The following is a 25863-nucleotide window of genomic DNA, read 5'->3' as shown; positions in this document are numbered from 1 at the left end:
CTGACGCCTCGCCCGCGGTGTCGTCTCTCCCCTTTTTCGCGCTGACGTTGTGACCCGGCTGCGTCTTCGTTCCTTTTCGTTCCTCGTCTCTCTTCTTCGCTTTTCTTTTCTCCCTCATCTTCTTTCCCCTCTTCTCCCACCGAAAGGTCCCCGCCATGACCACCACCGCCACCACCGCCCCGCGCCAGGATGCCCAGCCCACCCCGCCGGACGTGCTGCGCTGCGCGTACATGGAGCTCGTCGTCACCGACCTCCAGGCCTCCCGCGACTTCTACGTCGACGTCCTCGACCTCGTCGTCACCGCAGAAACCGAGGACGCCATCTACCTGCGCAGCATGGAGGAATTCATCCACCACAACCTGGTGCTCCGACGGGGCGACACCCCGGCCGTCGGGATCTTCTCCTACCGGGTCCGCACGCCGGAGGACCTCGACCGGGCGGAAGAGTTCTACCGGGCGCGCGGCTGCCGCGTGGAGCGCAACCCGAACGGTTTCGAGCTCGGCATCGGCGACTCGGTGCGGGTGCAAGACCCCCTGGGTTTCCCCTACGAGTTCTTCCACGACGTCACCCACGTGGATCGCCTGTGCTGGGCGTACGACCGCTACACCCCGGGCGCGCTGGTGCGGCTCGACCACTTCAACCAGGTGACCCCGGACGTGCCGGTCGCGGTCGAATACATGGAGGACCTCGGGTTCCGCATCACCGAGGACATTCGTGACGAGGAGGGCACCGTGTACGCGGCGTGGATGCGCCGCAAGCCGACGGTGCACGACACCGCCATGACCGGTGGCGATGGTCCCCGCATGCACCACGTGGCGTTCGCGACCCACGAGAAGCACAACATTTTGGCGATCTGCGACAAGCTGGGCGCGCTGCGGATGAGCGACCACATTGAGCGCGGCCCCGGCCGACACGGCGTGTCCAATGCTTTCTACCTGTACCTGCGGGACCCGGACGGGCACCGCGTGGAGATCTACACCCAGGACTACTACACCGGCGACCCGGACAACCCGGTGGTGACCTGGGATGTGCACGACAATCAGCGGCGTGACTGGTGGGGCACCCCGGTGGTGCCGAGCTGGTACACCGACGCGTCCCGGGTGCTGGACCTCGATCGCAACCTGGTGCCGTTGGTCGCCCGCACGGATGCGTCCGAGTTGGAGGCGACCATTGGTGCCGATGGCTTCTCCTACACCCGCAAGGATGATGAGCAGCCGATGCCGGAGTGGAAGCAGGGCGAGTTCAAGCTGGGCCACCAGCTCTAGCCTGTCCCACGGGCACCAACACAGGGTGGGGTGTGGTGCGGCGAGCTGAGGTGCGGTGCTGCAGCAGGGCACCACAGCGCGACGGTGGGTGAGCGCACCCACCCCATCCGCTCACCCCGCCAGTCCGGCGCCGCCGACTGGCTGGTCACAGCGCTGGCCACACCGTCCGATTCCCCTCCTGCTTCTCTACCTCTCCCCTCATCCCCTCACCATCCCCGCTCCTTTCCCATTCCCCTCTTTTCCTTCTATTCCCCTATTCCCCCTTTGCCTTGGAGGCCACATGCTGGACCAGGACACCATCACCGCGATCGCGGACGAACTCCACCACGCCGAGAACACCCGCACCATGGTGCCGCTGCTCACCGCCCGCTACCCGGAGATGACGGTGGAGGACTCCTACGCCGTCCAGAACACCTGGCGCGCCCGCGGCGAGGCCGCCGGCCGCCGGCTGGTGGGCCGCAAAATTGGGCTGACCTCCAAGGTGATGCAGGTGGCGACTGGCATCACCGAGCCCGACTATGGGGCCATCTTCGATGACATGGTGTTCGAGTCCGGGGCCGCAATTGAGCACGCCCAGTTCACGGGCGTGCGCATCGAGGTCGAGTTGGCGTTCGTGCTGAAAGACGACCTTTCTGGCCCGCATGTCACCCAGTTCGATGTGCTGCGGGCAACCGACTATGTGGTGCCCGCGCTGGAGATCCTCTCCTCCCGCGTGGAGATGGAGGGCCGCACAATCGTCGATACGATTGCGGATAATGCGGCGATGGGGGCGATGGTGCTTGGGGGGCGGCCGGTGGCCCCCGATGCGGTGGATCTGCGGTGGGTGTCCGCCTGCCTGTACCGCAACGAAACGATTGAGGAATCCGGGGTGTCGGCGGCGGTGCTGGGGCACCCGGCGATGGGGGTCGCGTGGCTGGCCAACAAGCTGCACCCCCACGGTGATTCCTTGCGCGCCGGCGACATCATCCTCGCAGGCTCCTTTACCCGTCCCATGTGGGTGTATCCGGGCGATAGTGTCTACGCCGACTTCCACGACCTTGGAGTGATCTCATGCAGCTTCCACTAACTTTCCACGAGCGTCTCCGCAGCGCACGCACTCCCCAGGTGGGCCTGTGGGTGTGCAGCGGGTCGGCGACCTGCGCGGAACTCGTCGCCGGCTCCGGCTGCGACTGGGTTCTTGTCGACGGGGAGCACTCGCCCATTGGACTGGAATCCATCCTTGGGATGCTGCGCACCATCGCCGCGAGCGATGTGGCGCCGGTGGTGCGGGTGCCGGTGCTCGACACCGCGCTCATCAAGCAGTACTTGGATCTGGGGGCGCAGAACATCATGGTGCCGATGGTGCACACCCCGGATGCCGCCGCCCAAGCCGTGGCCGCCATGCACTACCCGCCGCGCGGGGTGCGCGGTGTCGGCAGCGCGCTGGCGCGCTCCTCCCGGTGGAACCGGGTGCCGAACTACCTGCAGCACGCGTCCGACACGGTGAGCCTCACGGTGCAGATTGAGTCCGCGGAGGCGGTCCGGAACGCCCACGCGATTGCCGCGACGGACGGCGTTGATGCCGTGTTTATTGGCCCCGCGGACTTGGCCGCCGATATGGGGTTCATTGGCCAGCAGGACCATCCGGAGGTCATCGCCGCCGTGGAACGCGCCATTGCCGCCGCCCACGCGGTCGGCATCCCGGTCGGCGTCAACGCCTTCGCCCCCGCCCAGCAGGAGCACTACCTGGCGGCCGGTGCGGACTTCATCGCCGTCGGCGCTGATGTGCAGCTCCTCGCACGGAGCACCACCCAGCTCGTCGAGGCCACCCGGGCGCGGGGGCAGCAGCGCGGATAGGTGCCGGTGGCGGGCGGGGCGCTACAATCTTCGCTCATGATTGGAGACATTGTTTTCGGACTGTTCGGCTACGCCATCCACGCGGTGATTTTCGGGCTCGCGCTTATCAGCGAGCTGCCCGGCGGGATGCTGTCCCTGGAGCTGAGCTCCGCACTGTAACGCCCGGGGTCATACACGTCGGGTCACGGGCCTGAGCCTGCAGGGCGAATCCCGGCGCCAGCCTGCAGGGCGAATCCCGACGCCGGGAGTCGTGGTCGTTGTAGCATCGGGGGCACCTCCCCTTTTCTTGTCCGCCCGACCTCGAGGAGGCCACGACCATGCCGTCGCCTTCCACATCCCCGACCCCGCACACGCCCCCGGGCTGCCGCCCGCAGGACTCGCAGGCAGCACCCCACCAGACGGCGGCGCAGCCGGAGCCTGCTTACTCCCCGGAGGAGCTCTACGCCCTGGAGCGTGCTGCCAACCCTCCGTACCCGGCAGTCTTCGCGTACGCGACGATCGCGCTGTGCTGTGTGTATATCGCAGCCGACTGGTGGTGGCAGGGCCGCGAGCACATCAGCTCCCTCATCGTGTCGACTCCCTGGCTGCTGCCGAGCGTATTCCTCCTGGCGCCGGGCGCGGCACTGTTCACGATGAACTCTCGCTACTCCCACGGCAACACAGCCGCCCCGTGGGCCCGCGCGGTGGCGCGGGGCGTGGCGTGGGTGGGCCTTGTCGCGCAGGGAGTACTGGCGGCGGTGACCGTCGCCGGTCAGGTGGAGGCTTCGCACGCCGTAGCACATGTGGTGGCGTGGGCGACACCGGCGGCGCTCCTCGGATTGGTGCTCATCACGGCGGTTCCTTGCGCGACCGAGTTTCCCCGCTGGGCGTTTGTTCCCTCGCCGGAGCGGGCGAGATGGCTGCAAGCCAAGCGGGATGCCACGTATCACGGATTCTAGGTGCACCTCGCGAATGGGTTGTGAGCGCTGTGCGTGAAGCGGGGCTCCACCCTCACACACAGCTGGGCACAGGCCACGCGTGCATCACACCCCGCAGCACACTCAACCACCCCGCGCGCGGACACTCCCACGGCGGACCTGCACAGGCACCCACGCACGCATGCGGGTTACGCAATGTGGTGAAACTTTTTTCCTTTAACCGTTGACGCCACCTCCGAACTGCGCTTACAGTGGCCTGAACCCACCGACCGCAGCGGGCACAGACCCCGATCCGAGAGGATGGAAAACACGGTGAAGAAGACACGTACCCGCCAGCCCAGATTCACATGGACTGCCCTCATCCTCGGCTGGATTGCCATCTGCCTGAGCGTGCCGTTCGCCGACTATGTTCTCCTCAACGGTCGGCCGTTTGCCTGGGAGCATATGTTCTACGCCTTCGTGCCACTGGGCGGCTACACCGGCTTGATGATCTACTGGCGACGGCAAGACCAGCAGCGCGACAGCCACCAGGGCGAATAAACGGCAACTCCCCTCGTGCGCGAATCGGGGGTACCCCGGGCGCGTCACCTGACATCCCGGCGACGCGCCCGCCGCTAGTGCGCGGTGGGCACCAGGTCCACGGTGCGGGGCGCGCGGGCGGCGGGGAGGCGAGTCACGAGCGCGGCTGCTCCAAGCACACCCGCCAAGAGCACGGCGGCCATCGCCTCATGCTGGGCGAGGAGGGCGAAGAGAATCATGCCGAGCGGGGTGCCGGCGGTAAACACCAGCTGATCCTTTGTGGCGAACTGGTGCACCAGTTCCTCACTGCCGAGGGACTGCCCCAAGGAGTCCCAGGCAATGCCTGCGGAGGTCATGAGCATCGACGCGCCCGCACCCACGATCATGATGAGCGCGAACACCGGGGAGAAAGCCAGGGCGACCACCTGCGCGGCAAGCAGGAGCAGCATGAGGAATTGCAGGGTGCTGAAGGGCACCTTGTCGAGGATTTTCGCGATCGTCGCCGCACTGCCCGCCAGGGAGCCCACCGCCAAGGCAGTGGCCATGAAGCCCCACGTTTTTTCGTCGAAGGTGTTCATGATCCACGTCGGGCCGGCACTGCCCAAAAACCCGTTGACGAGGGCAGCCACCAGCCAGGTGCCCAGCCCCAGCTGCACCCAGCGCGGCAACACTGCCGACGTCGGGGCGGCGCTGGCAGCCACCGCCGCAGCAGGTGCCGCGTGCTCCCCCGCGGCGGGGTCCGCTGCAGTGTCCCCTGAGGTGTCCACTGTGGTGGTCTCGGATGCTGCGGGCGCCGGCGGGGCGGTGCGCACCGACCACAACGGCAGCACCAGCAGCATCGCCAGGAGGAAGGTCGCACCGTCGATCATGAGCACCGCGCGGAACCCCAGGGTGAGCACCGCCGCCGTACCAATGAGCGGACCTGCAATGAAGAGCACATCGCCGAGCATCGACAGGGTGCCGTTGACGCGGGTGCGCTGAGAATCGTCAAACACCTGGGAGAGCAACCCGAAACGGGCGGGCGCGAAGAAGGATGAGGCGCAGCCATACACGCAGCTCGACACGGCGAACGCGGCAATCGAATCGCCCTGCACCACGACCCAGGCGACCAGGCCCCACTGGGCGAGAAGCCGCACCAGGTCACTGCCCAGCATCCAGCTCACAGGGCGGGTGGGCGGCGGCAGTTTCCGCACCAGCAGCGAGGTGACGAAGCGTCCCGCCCACAGGGCGATGAGCACCATCGTCAGCCCCCGCCCCGACGGGTCTACCCGGTGGGCTTGCAGGGCGAAGGCGATGGGGATGAGACCATCCCCCAGCCCGGAGACCAGCGCCGCAGCGAAGACGAGGGCGAAGGTGGGCCGCCACCGGCGTGCCGACCCGGGCGGGGAGGAAGAAGAGGAGGAGGAAGAAGAAGCAGAACAGGAAGGAGAAGAATTCGTCACGGAGTCCTTAAAACACAGTGTCGGGGATCGAAGGGGACACACCCACCGCAGACCTCCGGGGCGGGCAGGTACCAGCCCACCCGCAGGATCACACGCCGCACCCGCGAACAGCTCACAGTACCGCAGGCGTCGTGCACTACATCTCACATGGGTGGGTGCTGGCTCACACTAGCAGGTGGTGGAGTGTGTAGCCCTCCTGCGAAGTACCCCCCCACCCCCGCACCCCGAACGTATCCCCGCCACGCACCCCAGCCGCACCGTACAGCACCGCGCAGAACCGAGCAGCAGTAGGCATGCTGACATCCCGCGCACACGCACCCAAGGAGCGCCCCCGCACCAGCGGACTGCCCCCTCTGCGCCCGCTGTGTGTCGCCGCGCGGCGCGCCGCGCTGCGGTTGCTAGGCCCGCAGCAGCGACACCTGCGCCACGGCAATGAGGGCCGTCACCAGCGCTAGGAACACGCCTACGGCACCCACGATCCACACGTTGACGGTAGTGGACTCCGCCATCGGCCAGCGCTTCCGCCGCCACAGCAACACCCCGCACAGTGCCGCACCGGGGAGGTTCATCGTAACGAGCTGCTGGACGACCATGCACCACAGCACGGGGTAGAGCACCGGCTGGAAGCGGGGCGTTGTCAACGCCCGCAGCCCGGCCGCCATGATGAGCGCCGCGCAGGCGCTGACGAATGCCAACGCCACGCCCGGCACGGCGAGCATCCCCTGCAGGTCGGTACCCGCGTCGTGTTGCAGCATGAATTCGTAGCCGACGAACGCCAGTGAGGTCACCACCCAGTAAAGGACGAGAGTGGTGGCGGTTTTGGCCGGGTTGTGAAGGAAGGACAGGGCCGTCATCGAAGTTCCTTGGTAGAAAAAGCTGCGTCAATCAGGTGAGGGGCGATTGCACTGCGGGGTGTGAGATCCCCTCGGCGTCCTCCTGCTGCAGGGCCACCAGCCGCCGCAGCACATAGTCGGTGACCAGGTTGAGCCCCACCAGGGAGCGGTACGCCCCCTGCGGGTTCGTCGTCGGCACCGGTGTCGACTGGTAGGGGATGCAGCAGGTGGCGGCCTGGGCGATGTAGCCGTCGGTGCGGGCGGTGATGCACACGGTGGGCACTCCCCGCTGATGGAGTTTCGTCACGATTGATTCCAGCCCGGGCGTGGTGCCGGACAGGGTGAGGATGACGACGACATCGTTGGGGCTCATCGCGCCGAGGCCGGATTCGAATTCGATGGCGCTGGGCAGCAGCACCGCAAACCGGCGGCGGGACATCAGGCCCTTGGCGAAGTCTTTCGCCGCCAGCCGCTGCGCGTAGCCGGTGGCGTAGAGGTAGATGACGGTGGCGCGCCGCAGGAGCGTCAGCGGCTGCGCCAGATCCATGTCGTCGAGACGGTCTAGGGTGGCCAGCACGTCGTGCCGCATGTCGGCCATGATGTCCGTGTCGGTGACCTTGGGCGCCTGGAGGGAGGACTTGACGAAGTATTTGAATTCGGCGTATCCGCTGAATCCGAGTTTTTGGGTCAGGCGGATGATGCTCGCGGTGGAGCTGAACGTGGCCTGCGCGAGGGCGGTGACCGTGGACTCGGCGACGAGGTGCTCGTTGTTCAGCAGGAAGCTCAAGATTGTGCGTTCCGTGTCGCTCAAGTCCCGGGCCGCGGGGGTGGTGCTCACGAGGTCTGCCAAGTCCATGCCCACATTGTAGAAAGGTGCGGCGGAGAATAAGGTGCGGCGCGTGCCGACTCCCACACCGCCGGCCACACGGGGTGCGGCCGGCGGGCAGGTGCCCGGCGCAGCGCACCGGGCGGGTGGGCAATCGCTTAGCTGTGGGCGTTGACCATGTTCTCGAAGCGGTCGCGCACTTGGGGCACGTCCATGCCGACGATGACCTGGAAGGCTTTGCCCTTGCGGACGATTCCGAGCGCGCCGGAGCTCTTGAAGGCGGCGTCGCTGGGGTTGACGAGTCCTTCGTCGGCGACACTGATGCGCAGGCGGGTGGCGCAGTTGTTCACACTGGTGATGTTGTCCGCGCCGCCGAGCAGCTCGAGGAAGTCGCGGGCGCGCTGCGTGTAGTTCGCCGCATCGTCCTCGTCGTCCTCGTCATCCTCATCGTCGTCCGCGTCTGCGGAGCCCTCGCCGGCAGCAGTAGCTGCAGCACCATTCTGGGCGGCCTTCTTCTGCTTCTTCATCTCCCGGTACTCGGCCTTGGAGTACAGCTTGACGTCCTCGTCCTCACCTTCCCGGCCGGGCGTTTTCAGGTCCAGCTTGAGGATGAGGAAGCGGAAGAGCACGAAGTAGATGAGGGTGAAGCACAGGCCGATGCCGATCTGCAGCAGGTAGGTGTTGTGGTGGTTCTCCCACAGGGGAATCCAGTTCTGGAAGAGGAAGTCGATCATGCCGCCACCGAAGCTACCGACGAGACCACCGGCGTACATCAGGGCCGCCATGAGGCCCGCGAGGATCGCGTGGATGACGAAGAGGATGGGGGCGGCGAACAGGAAGGTGAACTCCAGCGGCTCCGTAATACCGATGATGATGGCCGTGAGGCACACCGGGATGAGCAGCGCGAGGGTTTCCTTCTTCTTCTCCGGGCGGGCGGTGGTGTAGAACGCCGCGGCGATACCGATGGGGGCGAACACCTTGGAGTTGCCGTGGAGGGAGAACCCGCCACCGGGGAACAGGGTGCGCAGCGACTCCGTGGAGGCGGCGTATTCGCTCAAGTGCTCCACCCAGTACTTCTGAATGCCTTCCGGCACGACCGCCGGGCCGAAGACGAAGGGGCTGTAGATGAAGTGGTGCAGGCCCGTGGGCAGCAGGATGCGCTCGAGGAAGGTGTAGATGCCGACGCCGAACACCCCGGAGGAAATGAACAGGCCCTGCATGTTCGCAATGCCGGTCTGGATCATCGGCCACACCAGGCAGGTGACACCCGCGATGGGGATCATGAGGAAGAAGCACACCGCGTAGACGAACTGGGTGCCCTGGAACACGCCCAAATAGTCGGGGAGTTTCTTATCGAACCACTTATTGTGCACCCACACGACAATCGCGGAGATAATAATAGCGCCAAAAATGCCGGTGTCGAGGGTCTTAATGCCCGCGATCATTTTGAGGCCGGATGCGCCGCCGGCCTCCTGGGCGAAATCAATGCCGAAGGTGTCGCCAAACAGGTCCAGGAACTGGGACACAAAGTACTGGAACGTCAGGTACACCATGCCGGCCTCGAGGACGGCGCGGGCGTTGGCGGTCTTCGCCAAGGCGATCGGCAGGCCGAGGACGAACAGGAGCTCCATCTGGTTGAAGACAGTCCAGGCGCCGGACTGCCAGATGCTCCAGAAGGCGTACCACCAGGTACCTTCCTCGGCGATGCCGCCGACGAGGTCCGGGTTGAGGGCGATGATTGACACGCCCACCGCGAGGCCCGCGAAGGCGAAAATGAGGACCGGGGCGAGCATCGCACTCCCGAACCGTTGGATCTTCTCCATCATGGACAAGTCCCCTTTCACAACAAGGATTTTTTAGCTACCTGCCACCCTACGCACACACCCGCCACAGGATGCCACTGTGACGCCGAGTATGAACAAATATTCACGATCTGTACATTCACCCAAAAGCTGAACATTTTTTAGCGCCCTCACGTGCGCCCACGGGCTTAGTATGGGGCGTATGAAATTGCTGACGCTGAATACGCACAGTTGGCTGGAGGAGCACCAAATCCCGAAGATTTTTTCCCTGGCGCGCCAGATCGTTGCCCGCGGGGTGGATGTGGTGTGCCTGCAGGAGGTCAACCAGTACCAGCACTCCCCCGCGGTGTATGACCCGGAGGGATACACCGGTGCCGCTACCCGCCCGGTGCGGGAGGACAACTACGCCTGGCTGTTGGTGCGTGCTTTGCGCGCCCTCGGCTGGGAGGCGCCGCAGTGGGCGTGGGCGGAGGCCCACGAGGGCTTCGGCCTCTACGACGAAGGCGTAGCAATCATTTCCCGGCACCCCGTGGAGCAGGTGGAGGTGCTGCCGCACCACACGCCCGGCACGGAGCCCTACGCCTACAGCGACGTGCGGCGGCGGGTTTCCCTTGCCGCCCGTATCAACGGCCGCTGGGTGGTGACCACGCACCTGTCGTGGTGGCCGCAGGCCCGCACCGAGTGGGAGGCCCTGCAACCCCAGCTGGAGAACCTGGGCGGTGGTGAAGCGATGATTCTCGCCGGCGACATCAACAACCCCGCCCACCTGCGCGGCGAAGGCTACGACCTGATGATCACCAGCGGGTGGGTGGACTCCTTCCACACCGCCGGCACGGTCCTCGGGGAGGCCACCGTCCATAAGAAGATTCACGGGTGGGAGGACAATGAGGAGGCGTTGCGCATCGACGTGGTGCTGTGCACCCCCGACCTGCAGCCCACCCACCACGAGGTAGTGTTCGCGGACAACACTGCCGACGCCCTATCCGATCACAGCGCCCTGATTGTGGAGATCCCATGAGCACCAACCCCACCCCCGACATCCCCGACATCACCGCCACCGCCCCGATCGATACTGAGACGGCCTCGGCCGCTGCGGCGGCCGTGCCGGATGACTTCCGCGCGAAGGTGATTTACCAGATCTATCCCCGTAGTTTCTGCGATTCCAACGGTGACGGCATCGGCGACCTGCCGGGGATCACCTCCCGGCTGGACTACCTGCAGCAGCTGGGGGTGGATGTGTTGTGGCTGTCGCCGATCTTCGCCTCCCCGAACGACGACAACGGCTACGACATCTCCAACTACCGGGAGATCATGGCCGAGTTCGGCACGATGGCCGACTTCGACACCTTCCTCGAACAGGCGCATGCCCGGGGCATGGGCATCATGCTCGACCTGGTGGTCAACCACACCAGTGACGAACACGAGTGGTTCGAGATGTCCCGCCGGCGAGTGCCCGGCTACGAGGACTACTACATCTGGCGGGATGAGCCGAACAACTGGGTGAGTTGTTTCTCCCCCTCGGCGTGGGAGTTCGACGAGGTGCGCGGCCAGTACTACCTGCACATGTTCTCGCCCAAGCAGCCGGACCTCAACTGGGACAATCCTGCCGTGCGGCAGGAGGTGTACGACCTCATGCGCTTCTGGTTGGACAAGGGCGTCGATGGGTTCCGCATGGACGTCATCAACGTCATCTCGAAGGACCCTGAATTCCCGGACGATCCCCGGGTTGCCGCCGGCGGCAAGGAATCCTCCCTCCACATGGCGGCCCGTGGGCCGCGGGTGCACGAGTACCTCCAGGAAATGCGCCGGGAGGTGCTGGACCACTACCCCACCATCACTGTCGGTGAAACCCCGGACACCACCCCGGAGGACGGGATTCTTTTCGCAGGTGTCGACCGGGGTGAGCTCGACATGATCTTCACCTTTGAGCACATGTTCCTCGACGGCAGCGAGCAGGGCTTCGGCAAGTGGTCGACGCGGAAAGCCTCCCCGCGGGCGCTCATGGGGACGCTGGCGCGCTGGCAGGAGGCACTGCAGGGGCGGGCGTGGAATTCTCTGTATTGGAACAACCACGACCAGCCGCGCGTGGTGTCCCGCTTCGGTAACGATGCGCCCGCCTGGCGGGAGTTGTCGGCGATGATGCTGGGTACCACCCTGCACATGCTGTGCGGCACCCCGTTTATCTACCAGGGGGAGGAGCTCGGCATGACGAATGTGGCGTTTGCCCGCCTCGAGGACTACAACGACCTGGAGATCCACAACGCCTACCGCACGTACGTCACCGACTCCCAGAAGATTTCCCACGAGGAGATGATGGCGTTTATCGCTGCCCGCGGCCGCGACAATGCGCGCACCCCGATGCAGTGGGATTCCTCCCCGCACGCCGGGTTCACCACGGGCACCCCCTGGCTGCCGGTGGCGGCGAACTACCCCGAGATCAACGCCGCCAGCGCCCTGGCCCGCCCGGGCTCGGTGTTCCACCACTACCGGGAGCTCATCCGCCTGCGGCACACGCTGCCGATCATCACGTTCGGCACCTTCGAGCTGCTGCACGTCGACGAGGACGTCGTCGCCTACCGCAGGCAGTGGGGTGGGCGCAGCCTCGTGGTGGTGGCGAACTTCCGCGACACCTTCCAGGCCCGGCACCTGCCGCAGCTCGCGGGCGAGGAATTCGAGCTGCTCAACGACAACTATTCGACCCTGCAGCCGGCGGGCTGGCGGCCGGTGTTCGGGGAGCTGTTCCCCTACGAGGCGCAGGTGTGGGTGAGCAACTAATGTGGGCGAAGAATACTGCGATTTACCAGATCTACCCGCGGAGTTTTTGTGATTCCAACGGTGATGGCATCGGCGACCTGCCGGGGGCGACCTCCCGGCTGGACTACCTGCGCGACCTTGGGATCGGTGGGGTGTGGCTGTCGCCGATCTACGCCTCCCCGCAGGACGACAACGGCTACGACATTTCCGACTACCGGGCCATCGCCCCCGAATACGGCACCATGGCCGACTTCGAGGAGTTCCTCGCGCAGGCGCACGCCCGCGGTATCAAGGTCATCATGGACCTCGTGGTCAACCACACCAGTGACGAGCACGAATGGTTCGAGCTGTCCCGCCGCCGGGTGCCCGGCTACGAGGACTACTACATCTGGCGGGACGAGCCGAACAATTGGGGCAGCGAATTCGGCGGGCCGGCGTGGCGTTTCGACGAGGTGCGCGGCCAGTACTACCTGCACATCTTCTCGCCGAAGCAGCCGGACCTCAACTGGAACAACCCTGTCGTGCGGCAGGAGGCGGCGGACGTCGTGCGTTTCTGGTTGGACAAGGGGGTGGATGGGTTCCGGCTGGACGCCATCAACATCATCTCCAAGCCGGAAGGTTTCCCCGACGACCCCACCGGCGGGCGGTCCGCGATCCCCTTCGTCATCAACGGCCCCCAGGTGCACCCCTGGCTCGTCGAGCTCGCCGACCGGGTGTTCCGCGACCCGAATGTCTTCACCGTGGGCGAGACCTCTGAGACGACTCCTGCCGATGCGGTGCGCTACTGCGAGGCGCTGGACTCCGTCATCCACTTCGAGCACATGATGCTCGATGCTGCAGGCGACAAGTGGAACCACGCGCCCCTGGAACTGCCGAAGCTGCAGGCAGTGTTCGCCGCCTGGCAGGAGGGCTTGCAGGGCCGCGGGTGGAACAGCCTGTACTTGAACAATCATGACCAGCCGCGGGCGGTGTCCCGCTTCGCCGATGACTCCCCGGAGGCGGCGATGATGCTCGGCGGGCTCATCCACCTGCAGTGCGGCACCCCGTACATCTACCAGGGGGAAGAGATCGGCATGACGAACGTCCGCTTCGACAGCATCGACGACTACCGGGATGTGGAGTCGCTCAACCTCTACCGGGAACGCACCGATCTCACGCACACAGAGCGTTTGGAGCTCATCTACACCAAGGGTCGGGACAACGCGCGCACCCCGATGCAATGGGATGCCACCCCGGGTGCGGGTTTCACCACGGGTGAGCCGTGGATTGGGATCAACGACAACCACACCACCATCAACGTCGCCGCCCAGGAGGGTACCGAGGGCAGTGTGCTGGAGTTTTACCGCGCCCTATTGGCGCTGCGGCAGGACTACCCGGAGATCTTCATCGACGGCACCTTCACGCCCCTCGATATCGATGATGACACTGTGATGGCCTACACCCGCACCAGCAGCACGGGGCGGCGCGCCCTCGTGGTGGCGAACTTCTCCGCAACCACGCCGACGCGCACCCTGCCGCAGGGCGAGGTGGTACTGAGCAACCTGCGCACCCCGTCCACCCCGCAGGGCGACAGCATCACCCTGGCCCCCTGGGAGCTGCGCGTCGAACTGCTGGCACCCTAAAAGCCAGCGCGGCCCCCGGCGCAAGCCGCCGCGGGCGCCGTGGGTGCCGTGGGTGCCGCGGGCGCTGCATGGTAGGAACAGATACAGGCCCCTTGTGCGCTGCTGCACCATGCCCGCGCCCCCTATCTCCCACCGCCGCGCCCACGCACCGCACCCGACGGCACTTCCGCCCTCCTCACGCATTCTTGCTTCACCCCCGACTTGTTTGGACTCACCCCATGGACCAGCACACCCCCGCAAGCCGCACACCCCGCACCGCAGAGTTGCCTCAGGAGACTCTGCGGACAATCCTCGCCAGCAGCCGCTATTTCCGGGCGAAGGACACCGGGATCGGATCCCTGGAGGTGGTGTCCTGCCAGCCGCTCGGCGCCGACGATTGGTGGGTGGAGGTGCGCGCCGATGGGGCGCACTATCGGATGATCGTCGACCGGGAGTTGAGCCGCGATACCCTCGCCGATGCCGACACCGCCACCGCCCTCGTCCGCGACGTGGGGCTGCTTGGGGAGGAGGAATCTTTCTTCACCCCGGCGGTTCCACCGGGGGCCGCGGCCCGCGGCATGGGCGTGGAACAGTCCAACACCAGCCTCATCGTTGATGACGCAGCGCAGGGCGACGCCGTCGCACTCAAGGTGTTCCGCCTGCTGGAGGAGGGCCCCAACCGCGACGTGGAGACCTTGGCCGGCTTGGCGCGGGTGGGGTCCACGGTCGCACCCCGGCTGCGGGCCGTGTGGCGGGATACCGCACCCGGTGGCGCCGGCGCCGCCGCGCGGGTCACCGCCTACGCGCAGGACTTGGTGCCGGGGGCGCGGGACGCCTGGGAGGCAGTGGCCGAGGTGGATCTGGGGCGGCTGCGGCGCCTCACCGACCAGATGCACGCGGACCTGCGGGCTGCGTTCCCCACCGCAACCCACACGGGCGAGGAGATCGCGGATGCGTTCATTGCGCGCATGCCGCAGATCCCGGCGCTGGCACCCTACCGGGATGCCGCGATCGCGTTCTTCGACCAGGTCCGCGACATCGAGCGCGTCCCGGTGCAGCGCATCCACGGCGACTACCACCTGGGCCAGGTGTTGCTCAGTGAGGATGCGGCCGGGGAGCCTGCCCTGCACGTCATCGATTTCGAAGGGGAGCCCGCCCGCAGCATCAGCGAACGCAACGCCCCCGACAGTCCCCTGCGGGACATCGCGGGCATGATCCGTTCCCTGGGATACGCGGGCCGCGACGCGCACGACTTCGCAGCCGCCGAGGACACCCTGCTGCAGGCGTATGTGCTCGACAAGGCGTTGTACGAGGTGGCCTACGAGTTGGCGAACCGCCCCGACTGGGCGCACATTCCCCTCGCCGCGGTGGAGGAGATCCTCTAAGGCCAGAGCGCCACACACCCCTCGGCGCCGCACCACGCCGCGGACACCGGCGCCGTCTTCCCACCCCAGGAGACGCGCCAAGCCCCGCCCAGGAATCCCGGGCGGGGCTTGGTGTTGCTTCCCCGCAGTATGCCGCGGGGGTCGTGCGCTACAGCAGCACGATGGTTTGGGCGACGAGGATCTTCACGATCATCGCCAGGGGGAACATCATCGCGTAGGCGACGGCGACGCGGGGATCGGCGCCGGTGCGATCGTTGGCGAAGGCGAGCACCGCCGGCTGGGTCTGGGCGCCACCGATGACGCCGGCCAGGGTGGTGCCACCCATCTTCATGACGTAGCGCATCGTCAGGTACATGCCGATGCACAGCGTCAGGGTGACGGCGGCGCCGACGATGAGGATCTTCCACCAGTCGCCGCCAGCGAACGCGTCGCTGACGAGGCCGCCGGCCTTCACACCGGCCTGCGCGAGGAACACCAGCAGACCGAAGTCGGCGAGCACCTGCGTGGAGGTAAACGGCATCGTGGTGGCGAACTTACCGATACGGCCAATGCGGCCGAAGATGAGGCCCACCATGAGGGTGCCGCCCGCGGCACCCAGGGAGAAGGACGCACCGCTCGGCAGCGGGATCGCGATCGCCCCGAGGAGAATACCGAGGGTCATGCCGATACCGAACGCAACCGGCGTAATGGAGGTCAAGCCCCGGGAGGAGTCACCGAAGTAGGCGGAGACTTCCTTGAGCTTGTCGGCGGGGAACACCACGCGCACCCGGTCGCCGGGCTGCAGCTGCACATCACCGGTAGCAATCATGTCGACATCACCGCGGCGCACACGACTAATCGTGGCGCCGAAACGCTGCTCCACATCGAGGGCGCTCAGACGGCGGCCATAGAGCTCCGGGTTGGACACCGTAATACGACGGAAGTCCAGATCGTGCCGATCCACCATGAGGGAGTGGTGGGAGGAGTGGCCCAAGTATTCGGTGGCGGCCTTCACGGATTCCTTCGTGCCCACCACGGTGAGCAGATCATCGGTCTCCAGGACGTCCGAGTGCGTGGGGTGCAGGATGGGGCCGGTCTCCCCGCGGCGCAGGCGGGAGAACGTCAGCTCCGCGCCGGCGCGGGCCACCACATCGCCTAAGGTGGGGCGGTCGGCGCGCTCCACGCGGATGGTGACGTTTTCCACCGGGCTCGGCTCGTCCTTATCGGAGCCCGCATGCCGCAGCGCCAACAGGATGAAGCCCAGCGGGGCCAACACACCAAAGAGGTAGGCCACGGCGTAGCCGACGGTTGCCTCCGGGAAGGTGGCGCTCACCGCCGCCAGCGTGGGCGTCGAGTTCAACGCACCGGCGAACGTGCCGCCGATGATGCCGGGCGACAGGCCCAGCGCGGTGCCGCCACCGAACGCGACAACACCGCAGAGAATCAGCACCAGCGTTTGCAGCGCCAAGGGGCCGGCGGCCGTCTTCATCGCGGCAAAGAAGTTCGGGCCACTGGCCATACCGATGGAGAACGTCAGCGTCGCCAAGCCCACCTGGCCGACCGCCGCCGGGATTTCCATATCGACGCCATGACCGCGCGCATACGCGGAGACGCCAATACTGAGGAACAACACGGCCGCAGCACCCAGGGACACGCCCTTGACTTTGATGCTGCCGATCGCCATGCCGAAACCTAAGAACACGAAGATCATCAGCAGCGGGTTCGCCGCTAAGTAGTTAAGCATTGTGCCTGTCCAAGTCTCCCCGGCCTCAGCGCAGCCCACCACCAGCCGGCAGCAGCACGCACCCTGAAGGCAGGGGCGGTTATGAAGGATAAAAAACGACCAGCGCCGCCACCCGCCGGCCCGCCCGCGCAGCACGCGGGGACACCGTGACGGACAAAAAGAAGAGACCAACACCAGTCACGACAAACGAACGATGCGCCCACGCCCCACCGAACGCATCCGGTGCCACGTCAACACACCCAGCCACACGCACAGCCCGCGCCCCACAGACGGGGACACGCAGTTGTGAACGTGTGGTTTTTCATTTCACGCCCACCCAGGGGCGCGCATGACCCCCATTGTTCCAGCAAAAGCCCACCTTTCGCTAGAAGCACCCGTGCCACACACAGCCCACTGACAGCCCACTCCCACACCCCAGCGCGGGCAGAAACCCACACAATCCCACAAAAACCACAGGCCACCCAGAGCTGCGTGTGAAGCACTTCACCGAATGGGGTCCAGGTTGGGGGCCCCAAGAAAATCATGACATGTGACTAACTTCACGTGCGCCACGAACCAGATGTGCCACCAGACAAGCCATTACATCCAAAACTAGGCGATTACCGGCACTTTTCTTTTAATTCACACAATGGCGACACTTCTTCACGCCAACGAATCTCAAACGAGGCACAACCTGACAACATATTGGACAAGTTGCAAGTGAACATATTTTGTTTGCAATTCTTCCTGAAATATGTTAAACTTATTTTGCCGCAGAGCATTCTGTAGAAACTATTTTTATAAAAGGAGAGTACTTTGAAAAAAGTAAAAAACTTTAAATCACCAAAGGTTCCCAAGAGGCTGAAGCCGCGTAGCCACAGGCTCATGTCGCGCAAAATCAACCTACGCCTCGTGAGCATCTCCCACCGCGAAGCAACGGGAGAATTCGAGGAAAGCTTAGATTTTGCCTTATTTCCAAGGTTCAATCGATGGATTGAAAACGCGATGGACGCAATAGCAACTTTCATGGAAGATTTCCCCTTCTTCTAAGAAGAGAACCGCCATGTTCGAATCCACAAGTAACCCAAAGGAGGTGACAACATGATAAACGAACCTTAGAAGCCATGCTGAGCCTGGCCAACCAAGTGCGCGACACATGCTTCTAACAGGCACTTCGCACCAGTTGGCTGCAAAAATGGCCTCGGAAGAAAATAATGAACAACAGAATCGACTCTACGGCAATTCCGAGGCCACACGGGAGGCTCCCATCACGGCGGCCTTTCGTCCGATCTCTAACAGAGCGCGGCACGCTTTTCCAAAGTCCGTCCTCGGACACAAGGCAGGGATTCATGATTACCCACCGGCACACCACACGCTTCGATGGCAACCACGACTTTATTGGCTCACCACATCTACGGAGGCTTCGGTCTTCGATGAATGGCTCACATTTACACTCGTTGACCCACTCAAGAAGAGGATTAGTGAGACCGCAGCCCTGCGAACCACGAGCACTCGGTCCCATGTGGAACGCCACGAAGCAAAGAGCAGCGTTGGCCGGGCGTTCTTCTATCGGTTGAAATTCTTGATGTCGTCGCTGCCAGCCAACGCCCCACACCCCTCTCTGCGTGCGGCGGCGCACTAATCACAGAAAAGCAGGCCCTCCCCGGGATACGGGGAGGGCCTGCTTGCTTGAGCCTCGACAGCTGGCGGAAATGGGGCCGGGCTGCGCGGGGACTTCAGTTAGGCGTTGCGGACGCTGAAGCGCTTGCCGCCAGCGTGGGCGGGGTTGGCGATCTCGTCAACGAGGGCGCGGGCGTAGTCGGCGTAGGAGACGGTGCTGTTGCCGTCAGCGTCGACGGTGAACTGCTCGCCACCGATGAACAGCTCGGCACCAGCCGGGCCGTCGGCCTGGAAGTCAGCGGCCGGAGACAGGTAGGTCCAGTTCACGCCCTCTGCGGTGCGGAGGAAATCGAGGCCAGCGCCCTGGGCGTCAGCGATCGGCTTGTAAGCCTCCGGGAAGTCCGGGGTGTCCTTCAGCTGGGTGGTGAGCTCCTCGTCAACGAAGAGGGAGCCGGCGCCACCGACGACGATGAGGCGGGTGGGGGTCCCAGCCAGGATGCCAGCCAGGTGCTGCAGGTGGCGGGTGTGGTCCGGGAGGGTCTCCGGGGTCCAGGCACCGAAGGCGTCGGCGACGACGTCGAAGCCGGCGAGGTCCTCGGCGGTGAGCTCGAAGATGTCCTTCACCAGGTTGTGCTGTGCACCGGTCTCGGTGGGCTTGCGGGTGATGGCGGTGACGTCGAAGCCGCGGCGGACGGCCTCGTCGACAATCTTGCGGCCGGTCTTACCGGAGGCGGCGATAACTGCAATACGCATGGGAGGAACTCCTTGGGTGAGAAAAATTGAGGGGAATGTACTGAAGGTGGGAAAGAGAAGAAGTATGAGGTGGTGGGCCACACCCCGGTTATGGGGGCGTGGTCCGCCGGGGAGAAAACCACGAGAGAAGCAGCGGTGTGCTGAACGCTCTCACACAGCGACAACCCGGGTGCGGTGCCTGGCATCCACGACGGATGTGGATTCCTGCGGGCGGTCACCAGCGCTTGTAACTGACCACTTCACTGGGACCTGCACGCTGTGGCACCGCATGGGCGGCGTCGTTGCGCACACCCCACACAACTGGTGACGCGTCACAGGTATTCCACTGGCGGCGGAATAATCTTCCCCCACTCCCCCATCGCCGCAGGCCAGGGCTGGAAAAAAAAATTTTCTCCACGGGCCCACTGCCGCCTACCCGATCACCCCGATCGCACCGATCACTCCCCCGCCGTGCCGCCACCGCTCCCACCCGTATGACCCGGGCAGCCCCACTCCACCCTCGAGCACCACCCCCGTCCACGGCCCACCAAGGACCCGGGCACCACACCCGCTCGCAGCACAACACTTTGCCCGGACACGCGTGCCCAAAGGAGCGACATAATCTGGTGAATTCCGCAATCATTCGAACAGAAGGCTCGCCGACGCCGCGCGCCGGTTTGGGGTCGTCGTTATGCTGGGCCGTGATGCTGCCGAAGGGCTTTCGTCTTGTCACGCACCCGCGTGACGGCCCATCACCAGCATCAGCCTTTCTCCCTCTTCACCTCCTTTCCCTATTGAGTTCCCCCTGTCCATCCCTCACCTCCAACCATGAAGGAGATGCGCCATTGATCATCACCACTACCAACACTGTTGAGACCCGCCCGATTGCGGAGTATCTCGGCGTCGTCGCCGGCGAGACCGTGGCCGGCATTAACGCCGTGAAGGACTTCGCCGCCGGCATCCGTGGTCTGGTGGGTGGCCGCTCCGGAACCTACGAGAAGGAAGCGCTCAAGGCTCGGGAGTCTGCCCTGCAGGAGCTCGAGCAGCGCGCCCAGAAGATGGGTGCGGACGCTGTGGTGGGCGTGCACGTCGAGTACACGCCGATGGGGCAGGCCAGCGACATGCTCATGGTGACTGCCACCGGCACCGCCGTCCGGCTGAGCAGCTAGCCTGCCCCCCACCATGTTCTCGTTTTCTCTTTCTTCGTCCTGACGCCGCCCACCTCAGGGCGGCTCGCCCCCAGGGGTTGCCGCGTGTTCTTAACCCGCACGCGAGCACAGCCCCTGGGGGCTTTGCCTCTCTGCGATATGCGGTTGGTGCCACAGCATGGCGGTGGAGCCATGCCGCTGCGGGTGGCGCCCCCGAGCCCACGGTTCCCGTGCGTCAGTGACGGCGCGGTTGGGGCCGCTTCGGCGACCACCTTGGCACCGTCTTGCACACTGATGTCGGGTGTGCGGGGGTAGCGCGACGTGGGAAAAGAACATGATCGTCACCCCTGTCGCATGTGCGGATGCCCGCACAGCGCTACCGTTTCCCCATGCAGACAACGGACACCCTCTCCCGCACGGAGCGCCTCGACGGGCTGCGCTTCGGGCCCGCCCACAAAAAACTCCTCGTGGGCAGCGGTATCGGCTGGGCACTCGACGCCATGGACGTCGGCCTCATTAGTTTCATCATGGCGGCACTCGCGAAAGAGTGGCAGCTGAGCCAAGGGCAGCTGTCCACCCTGGCGTCCGCCGGTTTCGTCGGCATGATGATCGGCGCCAGCGTCGGCGGACTCCTGGCCGACAAGATCGGCCGCCGCAACGTCTTCGCGCTCACGCTGCTCATCTACGGGGTGGCGACGGGGGCCTCGGCGTTGGCCGGTGGGGTGGGTGTGCTCATCGCCCTGCGGTTTATTGTCGGCCTGGGCCTGGGTGCTGAACTGCCGGTGGCGTCCACGTTGGTGGCCGAGTACGCGCCCCGCCACATCCGCGGTCGGGTCGTCGTCGCCCTGGAGAGTTTCTGGGCGGCCGGCTGGCTCGCCGCCGCCCTCGTCGGCTTCCTCGTCGTCCCCCTCGACGGGGGTTGGCGCTGGGCGCTGATCACCGGTGTGATCCCCGCCCTGTATGCCATTGTGGTGCGCCGCCACCTGCCGGAGTCGGTGCGCTACCTCGAATCCCGAGGCCGCCTCACGGAGGCGGAGGCCGCCGTCCGCTCCTTTGAGAAGGGCACCACCCGCTACGAGGCACCGACGCCGCCGCGGACCACCATGAGCCCCGACGCCACCAACGCGGCTGCGCCGCACACGTCTGCCGATGCGGAGGTGCCCGCACCCTCAGGCTTGGTGGGGTTGCTGCGCACCCGCAGCCTGCGGGGGCGCGCACTGGCCCTGTCCGCCGTGTGGTTCTTCGTCAACCTCGCCTACTACGGCACCTTCATCTGGCTGCCCACCCTGCTGTTCCTGCAGGGCCACAGCCTCGTGAAGTCCTTCGCCTACACCCTCATCATCACCCTCGCGCAGCTGCCCGGCTATGCGGCAGCCGCCTACCTCGTGGAAAAGATTGGCCGCCGCGCCACCCTCTCCAGCTTCCTCGTGGGCTCCGCCCTCGCGGCCGCAGCCTTCGGCCTCCAGACCACGCCGACGGGCATCATGATCGCCGGCTGTCTGGTGAGCTTCTTCAACCTGGGCGCCTGGGGCGCGTTGTACGCCATCGGCCCGGAGGTGTTCCCCACCGCCGTCCGCGCAACGGGCACCGGCCTGGCGGCCGCCACGGGGCGGGTTGCCGGCATCATCGCCCCGCTCCTCGTGCCGCCGCTGCTGGCGTTCGGCGACAGCCTCACCGGCAGCCTGGGGCCGGTCGCCCTATCCGGCACGATCGTGGTGTTCGCCGTGTTTGCCGTGAGCTTCCTCGCCGCCAGCGCAGCCGTGTGGGCACTGCCCGAGAAAACCAACCAGGATCTCGAGCACTCCCTCCCCGCGCCCACCCGCGCTCCCAGCACGAGCGCCGCCTAACCCCACCTACAGGCGCCCGCGGCGCACACCGGAGCGGACGCGGACTACACCATGCCCTGCCGCTTCCTCAGGACGCGCGGTGCGTGAGGTGTTTTTCGAAGCGGACCATGTCCGCCCGCTGCTCCTCCTCCGGGGTGGCCTCCACCCCGGGTGCCAGCGGCGGGGTGACGGCGGTGATGTGGAACCCGAGTACATCCCGATAGAAGTGAATGTTGCGCTTCTCAAAGGTCGGGGTGTGCGTCACCCACGTGGTGATCTCCGGGTGGAGTTCCTCCACCGCCGCCCAGGCGCGCCGGCCGATCCCCTGCCCGTGGCAGTGGACGTCGACGAAGAACAACACCAGCTCCCCAACATGATCCCCCGAGGGCTCGTCCCCATCGGCAGCGCTCGCACTGTGGGGATCGGGGTGCGCCGCCGGGATCTGCAGCACCAGCCCGCCCACCATCGCGGGTGCTTCCGCCTCGCCTCCATCGACTGTGTAGGCCACCGCGCCCGGCGCGTCGAGTGCGTCAGCAACCTCAGCGCGGCTGATGATCTCCTCCCCTGCGGCACCACCGGGGCCACCCGCAGGGCTGTCGCCCACCTCGTAGAGTGCCGCACCCGCACGGAAAGCGGCCTGTAGTGCGGTGATGAACTGCTCCCGCACAGCAGGTGCGAGTGGGCTCAGTCGGATCACTTCATTCCTTTCTCAGTCGACAGAGACTCCAGCGCCTCAAGAACGACAGGCACCGCGGAAGCAGGCACGCCACGTCGTGGGATGTCGTTCACGTCCCGCCGAGCTAGGTTTTTACGGCATCCCGCCGCCCTGCCACCGGAGATTGGTCAGGGGCGTCCTCCCCGTGACCTGATGGAGCCAAGGGGTCGCGGGAGGCGCCGTCAGGTTGGGGAAATTGCACATTTCCCAGGGCAAGATCGACCACAGCGCCGAATTCCAGTTCCGCAAAGGGGACGGAGCCGTAGACGCCTTCCGCATAGCGCGTCGACACGCGATGCTGCTTACGCACCGAGAATTCGCCGAGCGACCTGAGCCGACTCGCGCCCGAGCGCTTCGACAGTAGCCAAACAGCATCTACTGCATCAACGTCATGAAATCCATCCATCAGGGTCGAATCGTGGGAGGCGACAATCACCTGAGCGCCATACTCAGCAAAGCGGTCATCGCGAAAGAGGGTCAGGATCTGCTCAACAAGCTCCCGATGCAGGGTGCTGCTGATGTCATCGATCAGCAAAGTCATGCCGCGCTCGAAGGCGAGAGCAACATGAATCATCAGGATCAGGACAGCCCGGGTGCCCTCCGACTCCTCCTCGAGCGGGAGCTCAAAGTTTCCGCCCCCAGCATGGTGCACAAGTCGAATGCTCCGGAGAATCTGCTTCCCATCCTCTTCGTCGAATGAAGGCCAGGTACGTGCACCTGCCCACGGTGTGACACCATGCTTCTCCAGCGGCTCTTCGATCTCTCGACGCTGCTTGTCGATGCGCGCCAGCAGCGTCGAGGTCAACTCACGTTCCTCAAGCCGGACTTCACTGATGCCGACATCAGCATGCCGCAGAATGACGTTGACGACTTCCCGCCAACGCTCATCGACAATCAACTCAGCGAGCTTCTGCTCATACTTGTCGAAGCCACTGGTGCTTTGCAGCAGCGTGACCTGCGAACAGATCCACCGCGCGGCCGGAGCCGCCACACCGGCGTCGTCGCCGAGGATCCTCACAGCGCCGAGGAGCAGCACATCGGGGTCCAGCACGCGGGCGACTGCTTGCTGGGCAGCTGCACCGACCTCTGCCAAAGATCCCCAGGTCACCTGCGTCGCGGTGCGGTGAAAGACCCTCCGCCAGCGGCTCGTCGTCACAACATCCAGCTGCTCCTCACGCACACCCTCAGCGTCGATCTCGAGGTACCAGCGATAGCGGTGGCCGTCCGCAACGAACTCAAGATCACATACCGTCGGCGCCTCCGCACATTCCACGTCACCGCGGTAGTAGCGGTGCAGCGAGCGCGCGGAGCAGTCTGGCTCCACCGTATGGCGCGCGATGGCACTCAACTCAGCCAATGCTGTCAGCAGCGTGGACTTGCCCGAGGCGTTGGGACCGAACAGGCCCGCCACAGGATGAACACAGTCCGACCAGCCCTTGTCCCCCGCGGGCATGTTCGTGTTGAAGCCCTTGCGCTGCATGGTGAAGAACACTTCATCACGGAAGGACTGATAGTTCTCCAGGGCGAGACTCAGCAACATACGCCGCAGCCTAACGAGAAGTGCGCAGTTTATCTACGCCATCTGCCGCATACGTTGCTGGTGCCGCCGCCCGGCACGGCGACTGCACCGCCTTTTACTCGTCCTCGTCAATACTCACGCCAACCCACACCGGCTCCGGCTCCAGGGTGACGCCGAAGGCGGCGTGCACGCCGGCACGGATGTCGCGGGCCAGGGCCACGATGTCTGCGGCGGTGGCGTTGCCCCGGTTCGTCAACGCCAGGGTGTGCTTCGTCGACAGGCGCGCCACGGCCCCTTCGCCGGGGTAGCCCTTGTCGAAGCCTGCGCGGTCGATCAGCCACGCCGCCGACAGTTTGAATCCCGCGGGAGTGTCAAAGCAGGGCATGGTGGCGAAGTCCTCTGCCCGGCCCACCGTCTGCAGGTGGGCGGCAATCGTCTCCTTGACGGCATCAATATCCGCGGCGGGGACGATGGGGTTGGTGAAGAAGGAACCCGCGGACCAAGTGTCGTAGTCGTCCGGGTCGTGCACCATACCTTTGCCGCGCCGCAGGCCCAGCACGGCGTCCCGCACGGCGGCCACCGGCCGCCGGGGGGAGGTGTCCTGCGGGTCGACGCCGAGGGTGCGGGCGAGTTCCCCGAAGCGCAGCGGCGCCGACTGGCCATCGGTGCGCAGGGTGTATTCGACGCGGGTGACGACGGCGCGGTGGGTGAACTTCAGGTTGGAGTAGCGGTACGCCAATTCCAGCGCCTCCGGGGCGACCCACTCAAGCACTCCCCGCTGCCGGTCGTAGAGCTCCACCCTGCGGAGCACATCCACGATCTCCACGCCGTAGGCGCCGACGTTTTGCACCGGGGTCGCGCCGACGGTGCCGGGGATGCCAGACAGGCACTCCAAGCCCCCGAGCCCCGCGGCGACCGTCGCCGCGACGAGCTCATCCCACACCACGCCCGCGGCCGCCTGGACGATCCCCGTCGCCGGGTCAATCGTGGTCTGCTCATCCGCCATGACGACCGCCACCACCGGCAGCGTTCCCTCCGCCACCACGAGATTCGAGCCGCCGCCCACGATGAGGCAGTCCACCCCGTGGGCGTCGAGGGCCCCCACCACGGCCGCCACGGCGGCGGCACTGCGGCACCGCACCGCCGCGGCGGGGCGCCCGCCGACGTGCATGGTGGTGGCGGCGGCGAAGGTGAAATCCTCCACCCACTCCACACAGGCACCAACCTCCGGCGCGCTGGCAGCGATCACCGCACGCGCGGCCGCGAGGCGCTCATCCGCAGCGGCAGCCGCGCCGGCAGGGTCGTGACCTGCGGCGGCGGGCGCGTCGGCGGGGGCCTGCCCTGCGGTGGGGCGGGCAGTCACATCACGGGCAGACCGGGGCAGCTGTGTGGAAGACATACCCTTAACGGTAGTCTTAAGC

Annotated in this window: 22 protein-coding genes; 13 read left to right on the top strand and 9 right to left on the bottom strand. The window is 65.7% G+C overall.

Annotated features, from left to right (window positions below; all coding sequences use genetic code 11):
* Positions 1-155: 155 nt before the first annotated feature.
* The 6 genes from hpaD (at position 156) to C1Y63_RS02620 (ending at position 4558) form a co-directional block, all read left to right on the top strand.
* Positions 156-1265 carry a 3,4-dihydroxyphenylacetate 2,3-dioxygenase gene (hpaD, locus tag C1Y63_RS02640; RefSeq protein WP_106014914.1) on the top strand — a complete coding sequence of 370 codons (1110 nt, stop codon included), beginning with the start codon at positions 156-158 and terminating at the stop codon, positions 1263-1265.
* Between the two features lie 280 nt (positions 1266-1545).
* Positions 1546-2331 (top strand): 2-oxo-hept-4-ene-1,7-dioate hydratase, encoded by a 786-nt coding sequence (gene hpaH, locus C1Y63_RS02635; RefSeq protein ID WP_106014913.1) that lies wholly within the window; start codon positions 1546-1548, stop codon positions 2329-2331.
* Positions 2316-3101 (top strand): HpcH/HpaI aldolase/citrate lyase family protein, encoded by a 786-nt coding sequence (locus C1Y63_RS02630; protein WP_106014912.1) that lies wholly within the window; start codon positions 2316-2318, stop codon positions 3099-3101. Before hpaH ends, C1Y63_RS02630 begins: the two co-directional genes overlap by 16 nt.
* A 36-nt stretch (positions 3102-3137) precedes the next feature.
* The gene (locus C1Y63_RS13160; RefSeq protein WP_255414026.1) at positions 3138-3260 is read left to right on the top strand and encodes a hypothetical protein; all 123 of its coding nucleotides are present in this window, start codon (positions 3138-3140) and stop codon (positions 3258-3260) included.
* 158 nt (positions 3261-3418) lie between these two features.
* Positions 3419-4039: a hypothetical protein gene (locus C1Y63_RS02625; protein ID WP_106014911.1), complete on the top strand. Its 621-nt coding sequence runs from the start codon at positions 3419-3421 to the stop codon at positions 4037-4039.
* 291 nt (positions 4040-4330) lie between these two features.
* Positions 4331-4558, top strand: a complete 228-nt coding sequence (locus C1Y63_RS02620) for a hypothetical protein (protein WP_106014910.1) — start codon at positions 4331-4333, stop codon at positions 4556-4558.
* A gap of 74 nt (positions 4559-4632) precedes the next feature.
* Here C1Y63_RS02620 and C1Y63_RS02615 read toward each other — a convergent pair whose 3' ends face one another.
* The 4 genes from C1Y63_RS02615 to C1Y63_RS02600 all read right to left on the bottom strand — a co-directional run bounded on the left by C1Y63_RS02615 (position 4633) and on the right by C1Y63_RS02600 (position 9464).
* Positions 4633-5979, bottom strand: coding sequence for an MFS transporter (locus C1Y63_RS02615; protein ID WP_158256063.1), 1347 nt, complete (start codon positions 5977-5979; stop codon positions 4633-4635).
* A 398-nt stretch (positions 5980-6377) separates the two neighbouring features.
* Positions 6378-6833 carry a hypothetical protein gene (locus tag C1Y63_RS02610; protein ID WP_106014908.1) on the bottom strand — a complete coding sequence of 152 codons (456 nt, stop codon included), beginning with the start codon at positions 6831-6833 and terminating at the stop codon, positions 6378-6380.
* A gap of 31 nt (positions 6834-6864) precedes the next feature.
* Positions 6865-7668, bottom strand: a complete 804-nt coding sequence (locus tag C1Y63_RS02605) for a MurR/RpiR family transcriptional regulator (protein ID WP_106014907.1) — start codon at positions 7666-7668, stop codon at positions 6865-6867.
* Positions 7669-7796: 128 nt separating this feature from the next.
* The gene (locus tag C1Y63_RS02600; RefSeq protein ID WP_106014932.1) at positions 7797-9464 is read right to left on the bottom strand and encodes an alpha-glucoside-specific PTS transporter subunit IIBC; all 1668 of its coding nucleotides are present in this window, start codon (positions 9462-9464) and stop codon (positions 7797-7799) included.
* A gap of 178 nt (positions 9465-9642) precedes the next feature.
* Here C1Y63_RS02600 and C1Y63_RS02595 point away from each other — a divergent pair, with 178 nt between their 5' ends.
* The 4 genes from C1Y63_RS02595 to C1Y63_RS02580 all read left to right on the top strand — a co-directional run bounded on the left by C1Y63_RS02595 (position 9643) and on the right by C1Y63_RS02580 (position 15180).
* On the top strand, positions 9643-10458 hold the full coding sequence (locus C1Y63_RS02595) for an endonuclease/exonuclease/phosphatase family protein (RefSeq protein WP_158256062.1): 816 nt from the start codon (positions 9643-9645) through the stop codon (positions 10456-10458).
* Positions 10455-12215 (top strand): alpha-glucosidase, encoded by a 1761-nt coding sequence (locus C1Y63_RS02590; RefSeq protein WP_106014905.1) that lies wholly within the window; start codon positions 10455-10457, stop codon positions 12213-12215. Before C1Y63_RS02595 ends, C1Y63_RS02590 begins: the two co-directional genes overlap by 4 nt.
* Entirely contained in the window at positions 12200-13816 is a 1617-nt protein-coding gene (locus C1Y63_RS02585; protein ID WP_199189048.1) for an alpha-glucosidase, read from the top strand. The genes C1Y63_RS02590 and C1Y63_RS02585 overlap by 16 nt, the downstream gene beginning before the upstream one ends.
* Positions 13817-14034: 218 nt before the next feature.
* Positions 14035-15180, top strand: a complete 1146-nt coding sequence (locus C1Y63_RS02580; RefSeq protein ID WP_106014903.1) for a hypothetical protein — start codon at positions 14035-14037, stop codon at positions 15178-15180.
* Positions 15181-15328: 148 nt separating this feature from the next.
* On the opposite strand, the gene C1Y63_RS02575 is transcribed toward C1Y63_RS02580, so the two are convergent.
* Positions 15329-16903 (bottom strand): aspartate:alanine exchanger family transporter, encoded by a 1575-nt coding sequence (locus C1Y63_RS02575; protein WP_106014902.1) that lies wholly within the window; start codon positions 16901-16903, stop codon positions 15329-15331.
* Between the two features lie 795 nt (positions 16904-17698).
* Here C1Y63_RS02575 and C1Y63_RS12475 point away from each other — a divergent pair.
* Positions 17699-17932: a hypothetical protein gene (locus C1Y63_RS12475; protein ID WP_146128837.1), complete on the top strand. Its 234-nt coding sequence runs from the start codon at positions 17699-17701 to the stop codon at positions 17930-17932.
* A gap of 690 nt (positions 17933-18622) precedes the next feature.
* Here the strand turns inward: C1Y63_RS12475 and C1Y63_RS02570 are convergent.
* Positions 18623-19255: an NAD(P)-dependent oxidoreductase gene (locus C1Y63_RS02570; RefSeq protein ID WP_106014901.1), complete on the bottom strand. Its 633-nt coding sequence runs from the start codon at positions 19253-19255 to the stop codon at positions 18623-18625.
* Between the two features lie 824 nt (positions 19256-20079).
* Between C1Y63_RS02570 and C1Y63_RS02565 the strand changes: the two genes are divergently transcribed.
* The gene (locus C1Y63_RS02565) at positions 20080-20403 is read left to right on the top strand and encodes a heavy metal-binding domain-containing protein (protein WP_106014900.1); all 324 of its coding nucleotides are present in this window, start codon (positions 20080-20082) and stop codon (positions 20401-20403) included.
* 368 nt (positions 20404-20771) lie between these two features.
* The gene (locus tag C1Y63_RS02560) at positions 20772-22229 is read left to right on the top strand and encodes an MFS transporter (RefSeq protein ID WP_106014931.1); all 1458 of its coding nucleotides are present in this window, start codon (positions 20772-20774) and stop codon (positions 22227-22229) included.
* 67 nt (positions 22230-22296) lie between these two features.
* Here C1Y63_RS02560 and C1Y63_RS02555 read toward each other — a convergent pair whose 3' ends face one another.
* The 3 genes from C1Y63_RS02555 to C1Y63_RS02545 all read right to left on the bottom strand — a co-directional run bounded on the left by C1Y63_RS02555 (position 22297) and on the right by C1Y63_RS02545 (position 25841).
* Entirely contained in the window at positions 22297-22905 is a 609-nt protein-coding gene (locus C1Y63_RS02555; RefSeq protein ID WP_146128836.1) for a GNAT family N-acetyltransferase, read from the bottom strand.
* A 103-nt stretch (positions 22906-23008) separates the two neighbouring features.
* On the bottom strand, positions 23009-24463 hold the full coding sequence (locus C1Y63_RS02550) for an ATP/GTP-binding protein (protein WP_106014898.1): 1455 nt from the start codon (positions 24461-24463) through the stop codon (positions 23009-23011).
* 94 nt (positions 24464-24557) lie between these two features.
* A complete protein-coding gene (locus C1Y63_RS02545; RefSeq protein WP_106014897.1) occupies positions 24558-25841 on the bottom strand; it encodes a UDP-N-acetylmuramate dehydrogenase in 1284 nt (427 codons plus the stop codon).
* Between the last annotated feature and the right edge of the window lie 22 nt (positions 25842-25863).

It is taken from the genome of Corynebacterium sp. 13CS0277 (assembly GCF_002994655.1).
In the GTDB taxonomy this organism is placed as follows: domain Bacteria; phylum Actinomycetota; class Actinomycetes; order Mycobacteriales; family Mycobacteriaceae; genus Corynebacterium.
This window is presented reverse-complemented; position numbering and strand designations above follow the sequence as displayed.

Bases quoted from the DNA above. Each gene is read 5' to 3' on its own strand.
- hpaD (WP_106014914.1), top strand. From the start codon at position 156: ATGACCACCACCGCCACCACCGCCCCGCGCCAGGATGCCCAGCCCACC.
- hpaH (WP_106014913.1), top strand. From the start codon at position 1,546: ATGCTGGACCAGGACACCATCACCGCGATCGCGGACGAACTCCACCAC.
- C1Y63_RS02630 (WP_106014912.1), top strand. From the start codon at position 2,316: ATGCAGCTTCCACTAACTTTCCACGAGCGTCTCCGCAGCGCACGCACT.
- C1Y63_RS13160 (WP_255414026.1), top strand. From the start codon at position 3,138: ATGATTGGAGACATTGTTTTCGGACTGTTCGGCTACGCCATCCACGCG.
- C1Y63_RS02625 (WP_106014911.1), top strand. From the start codon at position 3,419: ATGCCGTCGCCTTCCACATCCCCGACCCCGCACACGCCCCCGGGCTGC.
- C1Y63_RS02610 (WP_106014908.1), bottom strand. From the start codon at position 6,833: ATGACGGCCCTGTCCTTCCTTCACAACCCGGCCAAAACCGCCACCACT.
- C1Y63_RS02605 (WP_106014907.1), bottom strand. From the start codon at position 7,668: ATGGACTTGGCAGACCTCGTGAGCACCACCCCCGCGGCCCGGGACTTG.
- C1Y63_RS02600 (WP_106014932.1), bottom strand. From the start codon at position 9,464: ATGATGGAGAAGATCCAACGGTTCGGGAGTGCGATGCTCGCCCCGGTC.
- C1Y63_RS02595 (WP_158256062.1), top strand. From the start codon at position 9,643: ATGAAATTGCTGACGCTGAATACGCACAGTTGGCTGGAGGAGCACCAA.
- C1Y63_RS02590 (WP_106014905.1), top strand. From the start codon at position 10,455: ATGAGCACCAACCCCACCCCCGACATCCCCGACATCACCGCCACCGCC.
- C1Y63_RS02580 (WP_106014903.1), top strand. From the start codon at position 14,035: ATGGACCAGCACACCCCCGCAAGCCGCACACCCCGCACCGCAGAGTTG.
- C1Y63_RS02575 (WP_106014902.1), bottom strand. From the start codon at position 16,903: ATGCTTAACTACTTAGCGGCGAACCCGCTGCTGATGATCTTCGTGTTC.
- C1Y63_RS02570 (WP_106014901.1), bottom strand. From the start codon at position 19,255: ATGCGTATTGCAGTTATCGCCGCCTCCGGTAAGACCGGCCGCAAGATT.
- C1Y63_RS02560 (WP_106014931.1), top strand. From the start codon at position 20,772: ATGCAGACAACGGACACCCTCTCCCGCACGGAGCGCCTCGACGGGCTG.
- C1Y63_RS02550 (WP_106014898.1), bottom strand. From the start codon at position 24,463: ATGTTGCTGAGTCTCGCCCTGGAGAACTATCAGTCCTTCCGTGATGAA.
- C1Y63_RS02545 (WP_106014897.1), bottom strand. From the start codon at position 25,841: ATGTCTTCCACACAGCTGCCCCGGTCTGCCCGTGATGTGACTGCCCGC.